The sequence below is a fragment of the Vibrio sp. ECSMB14106 genome, assembly GCF_000972265.1.
GTDB classification, from domain to species: Bacteria; Pseudomonadota; Gammaproteobacteria; order Enterobacterales; family Vibrionaceae; genus Vibrio; species Vibrio kanaloae.
The window spans coordinates 33,681-48,481 of the sequence record NZ_LAUM01000006.1 but is presented as its reverse complement, the minus strand read 5'-3'; the positions used below and the strand labels follow the sequence as shown (position 1 = coordinate 48,481).

The window sequence follows — 14,801 nt, the reverse complement described above, 5'->3', positions numbered from 1 at the left end:
TCTGAGACACTAGCCACCTGTGGATAACTCTGTTTATATTATTTATCCACCCTGTTGAGAACTAAGGTGAAGCAATAAAAAAACAAGAATAAATAACTGAAAATAAAGAAAAAAATAACAGATCGAACAGATGATCAACGATCTTTTTTCGATCCTGCATTGTGGAAAAGAATACTGATGGCGTTTTATTCATAAAAATACGTGCCACTAAATATGCATCTTGTTGAAATGAAGGTATAAAAAAAGCGACACCCGAAGATGTCGCCTAGCAAAAACCGGTAAAGCTATTCAAATTGAATACCACAGCTTTACCTAAAAGCTATAAATTACACTGGAAGCAATGTGAGCAATGTCGTGTCAAAAAGAACTTAGTATAAGTTCGCGAGAATTCTGTTACGTAACCAAGTAGATACTTGAGTACTCAACATCCTTGTGAACATTTCCTCATTCCCTAAGACAGGGTTAATAATAATGATTCTCATTTAATAGTCAACAGTTAGATGATAATAAATCTCATTTGATTTATAATTAGTGAATCATCACACTAATTTCAATCACTCATCACACTGAAAGTGCCTTCAAAAAATGGATTCGATTTTCAGTAATATATTCTTTTTCTTCCAGTTTTTCGATTTGATAGCCGTTTCTCAATAACAAACGCAGCATAGCTGGAAACTGATTGCGAGATTTAACTTTCAGTTGTTGATAGCCCTGTTTCTTCACCCATTGTTCCTGAGCATCGAGCTGCGCCTGTGCGACCCCTTTATTTCTTGCAAGTGGAGAAACGCCCCCAAACCAACTATAAAAGGTCTGCCGATCCAATTCATAGCCGATCTTAAAACCCAGTAACACGCCCGCTTCTTCAGCAACGAGGATCAGGCTTGTTTTACCCGCTAACCGCTCCGATAAAGACGCGACACTCTCTTTTTTAGCAAACTCAGTAATCTGTTCAACAACAGACACCACCTCTTCCAGTGAGCCTTCACGTACAATGACTGACATCTTATCCACCCTTATAAACGAAAGGGCTGGCACAATGGCCAACCCTTTTACTGATCACTTAAGTTCATTCTGCGCAGTTACTTTTCTTTTAAATGCTTTGATACTTGTGCATTGTCTTCAGCAAGCCACTCTGCGACATCTTTAGCAAAGTAAGTAAGAATGCCATCGGCACCAGCACGCTTAAAGCACAGCAGTGATTCCATGACGGTTTCGCGCTCTTTCAACCAACCATTTTGAATAGCGACTTTGTGCATCGCATATTCACCAGACACTTGGTAAGCAAATGTCGGCGCTTGTAGTTCATGCTTCACACGGCGCACGATGTCTAGGTAAGGCATGCCTGGTTTCACCATCACCATGTCAGCACCTTCATTCAGATCGATTGCCACTTCATGAATTGCTTCATCACTGTTCGCCGGATCCATCTGGTAGTTCTTCTTGTTACCACCTTTTAGGTTTGAAGCACTACCAACAGCATCACGGAATGGACCATAGTAGCAAGACGCGTATTTCGCAGAATACGCCATAATTTGAGTATGAATATGACCGGCTTCTTCCAACGCTTCACGGATTTTACCAATACGACCGTCCATCATATCTGATGGGGCAACCACATCAGCCCCCGCTTCAGCGTGCGACAGCGCCTGCTTGATCAAGACTTCGGTCGTCTCGTCATTTATCACGTAACCATCTTCATCGATGATGCCGTCTTGGCCGTGAGTAGTGAACGGGTCTAGTGCTACATCAGTAATAACGCCAATGTTTGGCACGTGCTCTTTTAGTAAGCGTACTGCACGTTGAACTAAACCTTCCGAGTTATGAGCTTCAACCGCACATAAACTTTTAGCGTCTTGGTTCACTACCGGAAACAGAGCAATCGCAGGAACACCTAATTTTGACAGGTAATCCGCTTCCTCAAGCATAAGATCGATCGACAGGCGTTCAACACCCGGCATGGATTCTACAGGCTCGCGGCGTTCTTTGCCCATCAGGATGAACATTGGGTAGATTAGATCATCCACAGACAATTGATTTTCTGCCATTAGGCGACGGCTAAAGTCATGCTTACGCATACGGCGCATACGACGACCTGGAAATTGACCTTGAATTGAAACAGACACTAGATTCTCCTTGCCTAGTCTAAGCACGAAATACTTAGATATGAAAAGTGCTAAATACAAGCAAAAGCATATCATTGATGGCTCAGGACGCTAGCAGTAAAGTATAAAACCCATTCAAAAATAGGGATGAATGGCAAAAAATGACCTTCTCCTCACACTGCCGTATACTCACAACAACTCAGTACAGACCGCTTTCAGGACAAAATAATGATCGACACCCATGCTCATATTTACGCGAGCGAATTCGACGAAGACCGCGAACAAGTAGTACAACGCGCACGAGATCAAGGAATTGATACGATTCTGCTACCTAATATCGATTTAGAATCTATCGAGCCAATGCTAGCAACGGAAGCACAGTTCCCTGAGGTGTGTCATTCGATGATGGGCTTACACCCCTGCTACGTGGATGCCAATATTGAACAAACCCTGAAAACCATTCGAGCTTGGTTCGATAAGCGTGACTTTATCGCCGTAGGTGAAATTGGTATCGACCTGTACTGGGATAAAACCTTTAAAGCCGAACAAGAGATGGCGTTTGTGACTCAACTGCAGTGGGCAAAAGAACTCGATCTACCAGTAGTGATCCATACTCGAGACTCTATCGAGGAGACACTAACTCTACTCCGTCAAGAGCAAGATGGCAGCTTACGTGGCGTGTTCCACTGCTTTGGGAGCAGCTTAGAAGAAGCTCAAGCGATCAATGAACTAGGTTTTCATTTAGGGTTAGGGGGAGTCTCTACTTTTAAGAATTCGGGGATGGATAAGGTAATCCCACATCTGGATATGAATTACGTCATCTTGGAAACAGATTGCCCTTATTTAGCACCCGCGCCACACCGTGGTAAACGCAATGAACCCGCTTATACGGAGTTGGTTGCGAAACGTATTGCCGACCTAAGGGGCATGACAATGAAAGAAGTTGACGCAATAACCACTCAAAATGCGAGAGACTTATTTAATTTGTCATAAATCAAATTGATTTAAACCACCAAAATATTTGAGAAGAGAAAGCAACAGGTCTATTATCAACTGCATTCATATGGAGATGATGATTATGTGTGACCACTCACAGCACTTGCAACGCCAGCATCGGACCTTGTGGCATAAAATATTAGGGATTAAAGAGCTCTATATATGCCAAAACTGTGGATATCAGTTAAAGATTCGATAGACAAGACACAATAAAAAGCGGCCATAGGCCGCTTTTTTATTGTTAAATGACTCGTTAAGAAGCACGGTTCAATTAAGATTCAGCTTCTTCCTCTTCATCTTCATCGCCATTCGGCTTACGCACATAGAAGCGCGCAAAGAACAGACCAATCTCAAACAAAATACACATTGGAATGGCCAACAGCGTTTGCGAAATCATATCAGGTGGTGTCAGCATCATGCCGATAATGAACGCACCCACAACAATATAAGGGCGCTTTTCAGACAGCGATTTAGGCGTTGTCGCACCAGTCCAACATAACAAGATAATCGCAACAGGCACTTCAAAAGCAATACCAAAGGCCAAGAACAGTGCCAGTACAAAATCAAGATAACTCGATATGTCTGTCGCAAACTCCACCTGTCCCAAAGAGATAGTGGTAAAGAAGCTAAATACCAACGGGAATACCACGAAGTAAGCAAACGCTACACCACAGTAAAACAGCAGCGAACTTGAAGCCAGCAAAGGCATTATCAAACGCTTCTCATGTTTGTATAAGCCTGGTGCAACAAAAGCCCATACTTGATACAAAATAAACGGTACCGCGACAAAAATAGAGGCTACTAAAGTTAACTTTAACGGCGTGAAAAATGGTGATGCAACATCCGTTGCAATCATCGTCGCCCCTTCAGGTAGGCGATCTACCAAGGGTGCCGATACGAATTCATAAATATCATTAGCAAAATAAATTAGCCCAACAAACACAACCAGAACTGCAACAATCGCACGCAGTAGGCGATTACGTAGCTCTAGAAGATGGCTAATTAAAGGCTGTGTCTGCTCAGTCGAAGACATGTCAAACCTCTTAAAAGGAAGATCGAAAAGGAGCCGCGCGCCTATCTATCCAGTTGAATTAGTATCCACTTGAATAGCTATCTACTTAAATATTTAGCTACTTAAACATCTAGCTACATAAGTATCTGGCGACTCCTCCTTGCGAGACTATTCGGCTTTCTTATCTGACGGTGCTGAAGCCTCACTGTTAACCTGAATAGTTTCAGATTCCACAGCTTCCGTGACACTGGATTTAGTCTCACTTGGCTTATCAGACTCAGGCTTAGCATATGGACGTTGAACATCAGCAGCGGCCTGCTTAAGTTCATCGACTGATGCTTGTAGGTCTGGAGATAAATCTTCCATACCCATTTTTTCCGCCTTACGTAGGTTTTCTTGCAGCTCTTGTACCTTAAGCTCATGAGAAAGTTCATCTTTCACACTATTTGCCATGCTTTTCGCTTGTCCAACAAACTTGGAGACACTGCGAATCGCTACGGGCAAACGCTCAGGTCCTAAAACCACTAACCCAACGACAGATATTAATACCAGTTCCCAAAAACCGATATCAAACACGATTTACGCCTGCTCTTTGTCTTTCTTTGTTTCAGCAGTTGTTTCAGCGCTCGCTTCTTTCTTCTGCTGTTCAATATTCTTTGGTTCGAAGTCTGCATCTTTCTTATCTGCAGGCTTGTCTTCATCGCTCATCGCTTTTTTGAAGCCTTTAACCGCTGAACCTAAGTCACCACCCATGCCGCGCAGTTTCTTTGTTCCGAATAGCAAAATTACAATTACAGCAATGATTAAAAGTTGCCAAATACTGATACCACCCATTGTCATTGTCCTCGGGTCTGTCTACACATAAAAATATTAAGAGAGTCTACTGTCTAACGACGGTAAGCTCGCCAACTAAGCAACCAAAATGTGACACCTGCGATGCCACAGCCCATGGATAGCTGCTCATAAGGGCTTGAAACTAATATTGCGGAGCATACGACTAAAGTAGCTCCAACGCCAAACAAAAACTTTCCAGTCGCTTGCTGACGCTTACTATCTCGGTAGCCTTGATAAAGCTGATCCATTCTGTGGTTCATCGCTTTACCTTGGCGCAAGCTGTCATAAAGTAGCTCTGGCAGCTCTGGCAGTTTTTCTGCCCAAAATGGCGCGCGCTCTTTGACTGCGTTAATCACAGCTTGCGGCCCCACTTGATTCATCATCCAAGTTTCTAGGAAAGGCTTCGCCGTTGCCCACAAATCAAGTTGCGGATACAACTGGCGGCCTAGGCCTTCCACATACAACAAGGTCTTCTGCAGAAGTACCAACTGAGGTTGAACCTCCATGTTGAAACGTCTTGCTGTATTAAATAAGTTTAGCAACACATGGCCAAATGAGATCTCGCCAAGTGGTTTGGCAAAAATAGGCTCACACACCATACGAATCGCAAATTCGAAATCATTGACGTTGGTATCGTGTGGCACCCATCCAGAATCCACGTGCAGCTCTGCGACTTTACGGTAATCTCGATTAAAGAAAGCCAGCAGGTTTTCGGCTAAATAGCGCTTATCTTCACTGTTAAGCGTGCCGACAATGCCACAATCCAAGCCAATCCACTGAGGATTATCTGGATTTTCAGGGTTAACGAACACGTTACCCGGATGCATGTCTGCATGGAAAAAGCTGTCGCGGAACACTTGGGTGAAGAATACTGTCACACCGCGTTCAGCCAGCAATTTCATGTTAGTGCCGTTGGCGTTTAGCGTTTCAATGTCTGAAACCTGAATACCATAGATTCGTTCTGACACCATCAGGGTTTCACTGCTTAAATCAGGGATAACCTCTGGAACATAAAGCTCTTCACTGCCTTCAAAATTACGTCGCAGTTGAATCGCATTGGCTGCCTCACGACGCAGATCTAATTCATCAAGTAGCGTTTTTTCGTACTCGTGGACCACCTCAACGGGTTTCAAACGACGTGCTTCAGGAAGCGACTTAGCGACTATACGCGCCATTCGGTGCATCAGTTTTAGATCTGCATCAATCACCGGGCGAATATCAGGTCGAATTACCTTGAGAACAATCTCGCGACCACTCTCTTTCAGCTTTGCCGTATGCACCTGAGCAATAGAAGCCGAAGCCAGTGGCTCAATATCAAAATCAGTAAACCAGTTATCTAAACTGCCACCCAGTGCCGTTTCCATATCTTGCTTGGCCAACGCGCCATCAAATGGCGCCACTTGGTCTTGCAACAACGCCAATTGATCGGCGATATGAGGAGGAAATAGGTCACGACGAGTCGACATCATTTGTCCGAATTTGATCCAGACCGGCCCTAATTCTTGTAATGCTAAACGCAAGCGGTGGCCTAACTCTTTATCTTGATGCTTATTCTTGAGCCAAAACAGTGCCTTTCTCGCCAGCAAAGGGGCTTTAGTCAATTGGTGTTCTGGCATCAACTCATCAAGGCCATACTCTAACTGTACCTTGATAATATGATAAAGACGTTTCACTTCTGCAGGGGTCATGCTTTCTCCAACAGAGTATTCAATTTTGATTCAAGGCGTGCGGTGGCACTTTTTACGTCATCAACCTGATCGCAAAAATGTGCGACTTCTAACGGAGCGGGTGCCATCTTCCACTCCTCAGTCAAAACCTGAGCAAGGTGGTTTTGATGCTTAGTTGCCTGCTTGGCCATCAGGTCACCCACATTTTTAGCGCTTTGGACCAAGGTATGCGCAACCACATCGCCAGTCACTCGTGACAACCACTCTTCCAAGTCAGGCTTGCAGTCTGTCATCAATTGAGCAAATTTTTGTGCCAACTGAATATCACCTTCTAAGATCAGCTTATCTTGCTTGATCAGCTTAGTGATATTCGACTGCTCACGCAGTTCCGGTAATACCGATAGATTCAAGGATAAATAACAATCAGGTTGTCCTTCATAGTCAGCCAATACATCAATTTGTTGGCTGAAAACGAAAGTGAGTGTTTTATTCAACTCTTTCAAATTGACTTGAATGATCTGCCCCTTTAAACGAGACAAACGACGAACCAAGGCTGGATCATCGTTCACGAAAGTATTTAAAGAGGTTTCAATAACCGCGGTGACCAATGGATCAAATGGCATGACTGTCCTTACCTTTGAAAACGGATAAGCCTTAACCTATCCGTTCTGTCTTTATTCTTTTATTGTCTAGCCAGCTCAACGAGCCTACTGTCAAGTTCGACTAGAACTTGTAACCCCGGTGCAGCGCAACAATGCCGCCCGTTAGGTTGTAGTATTTAGTGTTTTCAAAACCCGCGTCTTGCATCATGCCTTCTAAAGTTTCTTGATTTGGGTGCATGCGGATAGATTCAGCAAGGTAGCGGTAACTGTCTGCATCATTGACAATCAGCTCACCAATTTTAGGTAACAGGTGAAAGGAGTATGCGTCATACACTTTCGATAGTGGCTCAAGTACTGGCTTCGAAAACTCCAGAACCAACAGGCGGCCGCCCGGCTTAAGTACGCGGAACATTGAACGCAATGCTTGGTCTTTATCGGTTACGTTACGCAGACAGAAGCTAATGGTAATGCAATCGAAGTAGTTATCTGGGAATGGTAGCTCTTCAGCATTGGCTTGTACGTAGTGCACATTGCCCACAATACCGTTATCTCGCAGCTTATCACGGCCAACATTCAGCATTGAATTGTTGATATCAGCAAGAACCACGTGGCCTTTGTCACCAACAATACGCGAGAATTTCGCCGTAAGATCGCCAGTACCACCACCGAGGTCTAGAACACGTTGACCCGGGCGAACGCCACTGCAATCAATCGTGAATCGCTTCCACAAGCGGTGAACACCACCCGACATTAAATCATTCATGATGTCGTATTTAGCGGCTACAGAGTGAAATACCTCTGCGACTTTCGCGACTTTTTCGTCTTTCGCGACGGTTTCGAAACCAAAGTGTGTGGTTTCTGACTCTACTTCTGAATTTGTCTGCACGCTTGTGTCCATAATGCTGTTATCTACCATGGTAAGTTCTCATCGACAGCACACTCTCTCTTTAAGAGGCGCTGCGGCCGATTAGTTTACTTTATCCTCAGCGGGTTGTCTTTCTACTAAGGAGGCATTTTCTGAAAAAGCCTCATTTTGCGCCATTTCAGCCAAACCTATCGAAATCGGTTTTTTCACTTCAACACCCAATTGCTTGAAGCTTTCTGCCTGACGAATCACATTGCCCCGCCCTGTTACTAGCTTATTCATGGCACCTTGGTAGCTTTGATTGGCTCTATCTAATGAGCTACCAAGGCCTTCCATGTCATCAACAAACAAGCGCAATTTGTCGTAAAGCTTGCTCGCACGTTCCGCAATTACTTGAGCGTTCTGGTTCTGCCTGTCGTTGCGCCACAGGTTATCAATGGTACGCAGTGCCACCAGCAAGGTCGTTGGGCTAACCAAGATGATGTTTTGCTCCATCGCGTCTTTGACTAAGCTAGGGTCGGCTTGAATCGCCACTTGAAATGCCGGCTCTACCGGAATAAACATCAACACATAATCGAGGCTCTGAATGCCTTTGAGTTGATGATAATCTTTCTGGCTCAAGCCTTTGATGTGCGCTCTTAGAGAAACTAAGTGATCCCGTAGTGCAGCATCGCGTTGTTGATCAGTTTCAGCATTGAAGTAGCGTTCAAAGGCCACCAACGCCATTTTCGAATCCACCACCACTTGCTTATCTTGTGGCAGATGAACAATCACATCCGGTTGATAACGCTTGCCCGCATCGTTTTGCAGGTTCACTTGCGTTTGGTATTCATGGCCTTCGCGCAGGCCTGATTCAGCAAGTACGCGAGCCAATACCACCTCACCCCAGTTACCTTGCTGTTTATTATCACCCTTAAGCGCTTGAGTCAGGTTCACCGCTTCACGCGTCATGCTCTCATTCAGACGTTGCAGGTTTTTAAGTTCATGCACCAAAGTATGACGCTCTTTGGCTTCTTGGCTAAAGTTATCGTTAACCTGCTTTTTAAAACCTTCTAGCTGTTCTCTCAAAGGTGACAACAAACCTTCTAGGCTCTGCTTGTTCTGCTGATCAACCTTGGCGGTTTTAGTTTCAAATAACTGGTTAGCTAAATGCTCAAACTGTTGCTTTAATCGAGATTCAGCATGCTCCAACAGCTGCAGTTTTTCATTATTGGCGAGATTTTCTTGATCATGCCTCGCCTCTTGCTCTCGCAGCTCAGCTTCTAGCTCTGATTTATGAGCTTTCAGCACATTGATCTCATCAGCATATTGCTGGCGCTCCTGCTTAACGGCTTCAAAATAACGAAGCTTTTCCATCGCGGCCATCACCTTGCCGTGCGCTTGCTTGAGTTCAAATACCGCTTTGTCTCGCTCATCATCCAGCTCATCCAACTCTTGTTGTGCCTCTGCAAGCGATAACTTGAGTTGCGCCTGTTGAGATTGATGCAACAAACGATCGGACTCAAGTTGCTGTTCAAGAAGTCGCTGTTGAAAAGAGAACTTTTGCTTTATCCACCAACCCACCACACTGCTACTGACGAGCGCGCCAGAAATTGCAGCAATAAGCGTTACTTGATGTTCGATAATCCATTGCATGATAATGACTTAGCCTAATTGGAAATAACTCATTAAATGGTATTTTGATACTGGATAAATGTCCAGTTTGCCGTATTAAAATTCGCCAGATAGACTAAGCGCTCTGTATTAATTTCCATCAAATTAGAATGAGTTGCTATGAACGAACGTCGTGCCTTGGGCTTTGGCCTTTCCGCAGTGCTACTGTGGTCAACGGTCGCTACTGCTTTTAAGCTGACCCTTGCTGAGTTTTCACCGATTCAAATGCTGACCATCGCCAGCATTGTGTCGTCGATTGCACTGATCGCGGTTTGCGCCTTTCAAGGCAAACTTACTCAGTTGAGTACTACGTTTCTTTCCAACCCTTGGTATTACCTCCTGCTCGGTTTGGTGAACCCTCTAGCCTACTACCTGATTCTCTTTAAAGCGTATGACCTACTGCCCGCTTCTCAAGCTCAAGCCATCAACTACAGCTGGGCGATCACCCTAACCTTAATGGCAGCGGTGTTTCTAGGACAAAAGATTCGCAAACAAGATTGGATAGCGTGTACCTTCAGCTATGCCGGCGTGGTGGTGATTGCTACCAAAGGCGACGTGCTAGGCATGCAGTTCGATAGCCCACTCGGGGTGGCACTGGCGCTGCTTTCAACCCTGCTTTGGGCGGGTTACTGGATTCTCAACACCAAAAACAAGGCTGACCCTGTGGTTGGCGTACTGCTTGGGTTCTTAGTGGCATTGCCATTCGCGATTGGTTTAACCCTTTACGAAGGCGAGAGTTTTAGCCAAATCACAGCGAAGGGTTGGATGGCGGTGACTTACGTTGGCCTATTTGAGATGGGTATTACCTTTGTGTTGTGGCTATCTGCACTGAAACTGACCAACAACACAGCACGCATCAGTAACCTAATCTTTGCCTCACCGTTTATCTCACTAATGCTACTTTCAACCATCATTGGCGAAGAGATTCACCCGGCGACACTGTTTGGCCTAGTATTAATAATTTCCGGCTTGGTGATTCAGCAGATCAAGTTTTCAAAAAACAAGACAGTTGCTAATGAGAACTAAAAGTGTCGATTGACTGCGAAAGCCATCAACTTAGTTACTTTTCACTCTGAAATAGATACAAAAATGGCGAGTCATGTGACTCGCCATTTTTATTCATCTGACTAAATAACTAAACCCACTGCCCTGCGGCAAAGCCAGAACTCCAACACCATTGGAAGTTGTAGCCACCCAGCCAGCCAGTTACATCCATCACTTCACCGATAAAGTAGAGGCCAGAGACACTCTTACACTCCATGGTTTTTGAAGATAGGTGATGAGTATCCACCCCTCCGAGAGTGACTTCGGCCGTTCGGTAGCCTTCAGTCCCATTGGGTGCGATTTTCCAGTTTTCTAGATGTTCTACAACGCCATTTAATTGCTTTTCATTAAACTGTTTAAGTGGCTTGTCTTCCAGCTCTTTACGATCAATCAGTACTTCAATAAAACGCTTTGGCAATACTTTCGCCAAGGTGTTTTTCAGGCTCTGGTTTGGGTGTTTCTCGCGAGAGTTTTCAAGTAGCTCCGCAACATCCACTTCGGGTACTAGGTTGATAGAGACCGATTGGCCCGCTTTCCAGAATGAAGAGATTTGCAGTACTGACGGGCCAGATAAGCCGCGGTGTGTAAACAGCAGCGCTTCTTTGAATACAGTGCCGTCTTGAGCGGTGATCTCAGCAGGGATGGCGATACCAGAAAGCTCAGCGAAGGCTTCTTTGTCTTCTTTATGCAAAGTAAATGGCACCAAACCTGCGGTAGTCGGCAACACAGACAAACCAAACTGCTCGGCAATCTTATAGCCAAATGGCGTTGCGCCGAGCTTAGGCATCGACAAACCACCTGTCGCGACAACCAATGAGTCACACTCAACTTCGTCGGTGTTGAGGTGCATCTTAAAGCCAGTATCTGTTTTTTCGATGGAGTGAACATCACAACGGTAGCGCTGTTCAACTTTCTCTTGCTTACACTCTTCAAGCAGCATGCTCACGATGTCTTTTGCGGTGTGGTCATTCACACAGAACAATTGGCCGTGAGCACGCTCTTCGAACTCAATGCCGTACTTGCTCACCATCGAGATAAAATCCCAGTTGGTGTATTGAGACAGCGCTGACTTCACGAAGTGAGGGTTGTTACACAGGAAGTTGTTTGCTGAAACATCATAGTTAGTGAAGTTACAACGGCCACCACCTGAGATTAAAATTTTTCTGCCTGGTTTCTTTGCATGATCAACCACCAGCACTCGTCGGCCGCGTTTCCCAGCTTCCGCAGCACACATTAAGCCCGCGGCGCCCGCACCAATTACGATTACATCAAATTTTTCACTCATTGTGGTTCTGCTTTTCTTCACTTTTGCAGCCCGAGTACGCCCTGTTCTCGAAATGCGGTCAATAAAAAAGGATGTGCATAAACAGCACATCCTTACTTGTTGCTCGCTATTTTAGCGGCAATTTTCAACTTTGCAATTGATGTTCAATTGTACGAATCGCAAGCATCAATATGTTCACTGATTGGATACGAGACCCACAACCAAAACCCAGATCACGCTTAAACGATGAACGAAGATAGTAACGTTACACCCAGCAAAGAGACAGAAAGTATAAATAGCTGCCTCACTCGATCACATTTCGATGTGAAAACTTCATCATGGTGATGATGATATTCTTTGCTTTTTATGTAACTAAACAAGCGAACCTGTTTGGTCATATTGCCATGGGTTGTGAAAAAACCGCCTCCGTCTACTTGTTGATACAGCAGAGGGTGCGCTTCTCGCATAATATAAATGAGTGTTCGTAGCGCAGTAAAATAACGCAACCAATTCACACATGTCACAACCATTAGTGCAAATAGAATAGTGTCGCCGCTGATCATCCTTTCCTCCCTACATCTTCATCAGAAAACTCGGAAGAAAAAGATAATCAGTGTCTTTCTCTTACTACCTAAACAGCAGGAGTTTCCATAATAGAAGATGAACCATCTTTTGCCAATTGCGCTAAGTCTTTATCAATAAAGAACAGTGCTTTACCGTCTTCACCAACAAGTTCTAGCTTATCTAATACACCTTTAAATAATTTTTCTTCTTCGTGTTGCTCTGCAACGTACCATTGCAAGAAGTTAAAGGTTGAGTAATCTTGTGTGCTAAAAGCGACGTGAGCGAGTTTGTTGATTTTTTGAGTAATCATTTGCTCATGTTCATAAGTTTCACGGAACACTGCACCAAGGCTATCAAATTCATGTTTTGGCGCTTCAATCGCACCTAGAATTGGCATCGCACCCGTTTCACTTACGTAAGTGAAAAGACGTTGCATGTGTCCCATTTCTTCTACTGCATGAACACGCAGAAACTCTGCTGCACCTTCAAATCCTTTGTCTTCACACCAAGCACTCATTTGTAAGTATAGATTGGATGAGAAAAATTCGAGGTTAATTTGATCGTTCAGTTGCTCAACCATTGTTTTAGACAGCATTTCGGTCTCCTAATTACATCCGTTATTTTCTCTATCATATCACTATTTAATGAATATCTCGCAGGCCATTAGTTAACCAATATTTCCCTCTTACTACGCAAGACGATGGATATGAGATCACTCTGGCAAAAAAAGGTATCACATAGTGCTAATCTTTAACTAGACAATGAATAGGGAGGTAGCGATATGAGTTACAAACATATTTTGGTTGCGGTCGATTTATCTGAAGACAGTAAACGACTCGTCGATAAAGCGGTTGTATTGGCTAAACCATTGGGTGCAAAAGTCTCTTTTATCCACATCGATATTAATTATGCCGAGCTTTATACTGGGCTGATTGATATCAACATGGCAGAAACTCAGCACAATGCGATGGAAGCATCACGAGTTCAATTACAAAGTTTTGCTGAACACGCTCAGTACCCAATCGCTCATACTTTAGTAGGCAGCGGTGACTTGAGTCATGAACTGTGTGACACCATCAACGAGTTTAATGTTGATCTAGTGGTCTGCGGACATCACCAAGATTTTTGGAGCAAGCTGCTTTCTTCAACACGACAACTGATCAACGCATCACCGGTTGATATGCTGGTCGTGCCTCTAAGAGATTCAGAAGACTAATGATTTAAGGTTAGGTAACATACAGCTCATATCTTATTAACGAAGTTTTTGTATGAGCTATTTAGCTGGTGTTACCCTCCTGTGGGCCTTCTCATTTAGCCTGATTGGCGTCTACCTTGCTGGTCAGGTTGATTCTTGGTTTTCTGTTTTAATGCGCGTCGCCCTTGCTGGCATCGTATTTATTCCTTTCCTTAAGTTCCGTGGCGTCTCGCGTAAGTTGATCGCTAAATTGATGGCAATTGGTGGTATCCAGCTTGGTCTGATGTACTGCTTCTACTATCAATCTTTCTTGCTACTATCTGTGCCTGAAGTCCTTTTGTTTACCGTTTTCACCCCGATCTACGTCACACTTATTTATGACTTTCTAAAAGGGCAGTTTTCACCGTGGTATTTGGTAACAGCAGCGACGGCAGTACTTGGAGCCATTTTCATTAAGTTTGCGGGAATCAACGACAATTTTTTAGTCGGTTTCTTAGTCGTGCAAGGCGCTAACCTGTGCTTTGCTATCGGGCAAGTAGGCTATAAAGTGGTAATGGAGAAGGAATCGACTGAACTACCGCAAAGAACGGTCTTTGGTTACTTTTACTTAGGTGCGTTATGCGTCGCTTCGGTTGCTTTCATGCTACTGGGCAACGCTGAGAAGTTGCCAACGACCACACTGCAATGGGGAATCCTGATTTACCTAGGCTTGATAGCCTCGGGGCTGGGTTACTTTATGTGGAATAAAGGCGCATGTATGGTGAATGCAGGCGCACTGGCCGTAATGAATAATGCCTTAGTTCCAACCGGCCTTGTAGTGAACATCCTGATTTGGAATAGGGATGTTGACCTGGTTCGACTTGCCATTGGTGGCTGCGTTATCTTGTTTTCTCTATTCCTCAATGAGACCTGGGTGAAGAAGCGCGTAGCGAGATCAGCAAGCAACATTTAACCGTTCGATTGGATTGAACAGATTGTGGCTACCCCAGAAAGCAAAAGAGCG

The 14,801-nt window shown here is 44.4% G+C and carries 16 protein-coding genes; 4 read left to right on the top strand and 12 right to left on the bottom strand.

Annotated features, from left to right (window positions below; translation table 11 throughout):
- Positions 1-561: 561 nt before the first annotated feature.
- Both WR49_RS06045 and hemB read right to left on the bottom strand, forming a co-directional pair.
- Positions 562-1,002 carry a GNAT family N-acetyltransferase gene (locus tag WR49_RS06045; protein WP_046223406.1) on the bottom strand — a complete coding sequence of 147 codons (441 nt, stop codon included), beginning with the start codon at positions 1,000-1,002 and terminating at the stop codon, positions 562-564.
- A 77-nt stretch (positions 1,003-1,079) separates the two neighbouring features.
- Positions 1,080-2,123, bottom strand: coding sequence for a porphobilinogen synthase (gene hemB, locus WR49_RS06040; RefSeq protein ID WP_017055577.1), 1,044 nt, complete (start codon positions 2,121-2,123; stop codon positions 1,080-1,082).
- A gap of 207 nt (positions 2,124-2,330) precedes the next feature.
- Here hemB and WR49_RS06035 point away from each other — a divergent pair, with 207 nt between their 5' ends.
- The gene (locus WR49_RS06035; protein ID WP_017055576.1) at positions 2,331-3,095 is read left to right on the top strand and encodes a TatD family hydrolase; all 765 of its coding nucleotides are present in this window, start codon (positions 2,331-2,333) and stop codon (positions 3,093-3,095) included.
- Positions 3,096-3,369: 274 nt separating this feature from the next.
- Here WR49_RS06035 and tatC read toward each other — a convergent pair whose 3' ends face one another.
- The 7 genes from tatC to rmuC form a co-directional block, all read right to left on the bottom strand.
- On the bottom strand, positions 3,370-4,131 hold the full coding sequence (gene tatC, locus WR49_RS06030; protein ID WP_046223405.1) for a twin-arginine translocase subunit TatC: 762 nt from the start codon (positions 4,129-4,131) through the stop codon (positions 3,370-3,372).
- A gap of 147 nt (positions 4,132-4,278) precedes the next feature.
- Positions 4,279-4,686, bottom strand: a complete 408-nt coding sequence (gene tatB / locus WR49_RS06025) for a Sec-independent protein translocase protein TatB (RefSeq protein WP_046223404.1) — start codon at positions 4,684-4,686, stop codon at positions 4,279-4,281.
- A gap of 3 nt (positions 4,687-4,689) precedes the next feature.
- On the bottom strand, positions 4,690-4,944 hold the full coding sequence (tatA, locus tag WR49_RS06020; RefSeq protein ID WP_004735565.1) for a Sec-independent protein translocase subunit TatA: 255 nt from the start codon (positions 4,942-4,944) through the stop codon (positions 4,690-4,692).
- 53 nt (positions 4,945-4,997) lie between these two features.
- Complete coding sequence (gene ubiB / locus WR49_RS06015; RefSeq protein WP_046223403.1) at positions 4,998-6,632, bottom strand: ubiquinone biosynthesis regulatory protein kinase UbiB; 1,635 nt, start codon at positions 6,630-6,632, stop codon at positions 4,998-5,000.
- A complete protein-coding gene (locus tag WR49_RS06010; protein ID WP_017055572.1) occupies positions 6,629-7,234 on the bottom strand; it encodes a ubiquinone biosynthesis accessory factor UbiJ in 606 nt (201 codons plus the stop codon). The genes ubiB and WR49_RS06010 overlap by 4 nt, the downstream gene beginning before the upstream one ends.
- Positions 7,235-7,334: 100 nt before the next feature.
- Complete coding sequence (gene ubiE, locus WR49_RS06005) at positions 7,335-8,114, bottom strand: bifunctional demethylmenaquinone methyltransferase/2-methoxy-6-polyprenyl-1,4-benzoquinol methylase UbiE (RefSeq protein ID WP_029626870.1); 780 nt, start codon at positions 8,112-8,114, stop codon at positions 7,335-7,337.
- A 66-nt stretch (positions 8,115-8,180) separates the two neighbouring features.
- The gene (gene rmuC / locus WR49_RS06000) at positions 8,181-9,713 is read right to left on the bottom strand and encodes a DNA recombination protein RmuC (RefSeq protein WP_046223402.1); all 1,533 of its coding nucleotides are present in this window, start codon (positions 9,711-9,713) and stop codon (positions 8,181-8,183) included.
- A 138-nt stretch (positions 9,714-9,851) separates the two neighbouring features.
- On the opposite strand from rmuC, the gene WR49_RS05995 reads away from it, so the two are divergent.
- Complete coding sequence (locus WR49_RS05995) at positions 9,852-10,757, top strand: DMT family transporter (protein ID WP_046223401.1); 906 nt, start codon at positions 9,852-9,854, stop codon at positions 10,755-10,757.
- 109 nt (positions 10,758-10,866) lie between these two features.
- Here the strand turns inward: WR49_RS05995 and WR49_RS05990 are convergent, their stop codons facing one another.
- The 3 genes from WR49_RS05990 to ftnA all read right to left on the bottom strand — a co-directional run bounded on the left by WR49_RS05990 (position 10,867) and on the right by ftnA (position 13,198).
- Positions 10,867-12,060 carry an NAD(P)/FAD-dependent oxidoreductase gene (locus WR49_RS05990; RefSeq protein ID WP_046223400.1) on the bottom strand — a complete coding sequence of 398 codons (1,194 nt, stop codon included), beginning with the start codon at positions 12,058-12,060 and terminating at the stop codon, positions 10,867-10,869.
- A gap of 218 nt (positions 12,061-12,278) precedes the next feature.
- Complete coding sequence (uspB, locus tag WR49_RS05985; protein WP_017055567.1) at positions 12,279-12,602, bottom strand: universal stress protein UspB; 324 nt, start codon at positions 12,600-12,602, stop codon at positions 12,279-12,281.
- A gap of 68 nt (positions 12,603-12,670) precedes the next feature.
- A complete protein-coding gene (gene ftnA / locus WR49_RS05980; protein WP_017055566.1) occupies positions 12,671-13,198 on the bottom strand; it encodes a non-heme ferritin in 528 nt (175 codons plus the stop codon).
- A gap of 186 nt (positions 13,199-13,384) precedes the next feature.
- On the opposite strand from ftnA, the gene uspA reads away from it, so the two are divergent.
- Together uspA and WR49_RS05970 are read left to right on the top strand one after the other, a co-directional pair.
- On the top strand, positions 13,385-13,819 hold the full coding sequence (uspA, locus tag WR49_RS05975) for a universal stress protein UspA (RefSeq protein WP_017055565.1): 435 nt from the start codon (positions 13,385-13,387) through the stop codon (positions 13,817-13,819).
- Positions 13,820-13,871: 52 nt separating this feature from the next.
- Positions 13,872-14,750: a carboxylate/amino acid/amine transporter gene (locus tag WR49_RS05970; protein WP_046223399.1), complete on the top strand. Its 879-nt coding sequence runs from the start codon at positions 13,872-13,874 to the stop codon at positions 14,748-14,750.
- The last annotated feature ends 51 nt before the right edge of the window (positions 14,751-14,801 follow it).

Excerpts from the sequence above, each read along its gene's own strand:
- tatA (WP_004735565.1), bottom strand. The coding sequence starts at position 4,944 with ATGGGTGGTATCAGTATTTGGCAACTTTTAATCATTGCTGTAATTGTA.
- WR49_RS05990 (WP_046223400.1), bottom strand. The coding sequence starts at position 12,060 with ATGAGTGAAAAATTTGATGTAATCGTAATTGGTGCGGGCGCCGCGGGC.
- ftnA (WP_017055566.1), bottom strand. The coding sequence starts at position 13,198 with ATGCTGTCTAAAACAATGGTTGAGCAACTGAACGATCAAATTAACCTC.
- WR49_RS05970 (WP_046223399.1), top strand. The coding sequence starts at position 13,872 with ATGAGCTATTTAGCTGGTGTTACCCTCCTGTGGGCCTTCTCATTTAGC.
- uspB (WP_017055567.1), bottom strand. The coding sequence starts at position 12,602 with ATGATCAGCGGCGACACTATTCTATTTGCACTAATGGTTGTGACATGT.
- WR49_RS06010 (WP_017055572.1), bottom strand. The coding sequence starts at position 7,234 with ATGCCATTTGATCCATTGGTCACCGCGGTTATTGAAACCTCTTTAAAT.
- WR49_RS06035 (WP_017055576.1), top strand. The coding sequence starts at position 2,331 with ATGATCGACACCCATGCTCATATTTACGCGAGCGAATTCGACGAAGAC.
- rmuC (WP_046223402.1), bottom strand. The coding sequence starts at position 9,713 with ATGCAATGGATTATCGAACATCAAGTAACGCTTATTGCTGCAATTTCT.
- ubiB (WP_046223403.1), bottom strand. The coding sequence starts at position 6,632 with ATGACCCCTGCAGAAGTGAAACGTCTTTATCATATTATCAAGGTACAG.
- WR49_RS05995 (WP_046223401.1), top strand. The coding sequence starts at position 9,852 with ATGAACGAACGTCGTGCCTTGGGCTTTGGCCTTTCCGCAGTGCTACTG.
- WR49_RS06045 (WP_046223406.1), bottom strand. The coding sequence starts at position 1,002 with ATGTCAGTCATTGTACGTGAAGGCTCACTGGAAGAGGTGGTGTCTGTT.
- uspA (WP_017055565.1), top strand. The coding sequence starts at position 13,385 with ATGAGTTACAAACATATTTTGGTTGCGGTCGATTTATCTGAAGACAGT.
- tatC (WP_046223405.1), bottom strand. The coding sequence starts at position 4,131 with ATGTCTTCGACTGAGCAGACACAGCCTTTAATTAGCCATCTTCTAGAG.